This is a genomic window from Bacillus cereus group sp. BfR-BA-01382 (assembly GCF_022663475.1).
Lineage (GTDB): Bacteria > Bacillota > Bacilli > Bacillales > Bacillaceae_G > Bacillus_A > Bacillus_A thuringiensis_S.
On sequence record NZ_JAKUFQ010000407.1, the window covers coordinates 1 to 238 of the forward strand.

Here is a 238-nt window from a genome sequence, read left to right on the forward strand (position 1 = left end):
TTTGTCTTCGCTTCTTATTTAGTTTAGTTCCAGCTCCGATAGTTAAAAAGATCGACCATTTTAACCTTTCTGAACGAGCCGCTTACGCTTTTTATTTAATCCAGCTTCAGCAGCTAGAATGGTCGGTGGCTAGAAGGGTCAGTCATTTCACCCCTTCCTGCGAGGCACAAAACGCCTCTTCGTCAGGAGTTCCAATGCCTTCCCCTTCTGAGCAAGCTGCTTACGCTTTTTACTTAAA

General features: G+C 44.5%; 1 protein-coding gene. It reads left to right on the forward strand.

Annotated features, from left to right (window positions below; genetic code table 11):
• A partial coding sequence (locus MR160_RS34510) for a hypothetical protein (protein ID WP_346670378.1) occupies positions 1–238 on the forward strand: 238 nt, incomplete at both ends.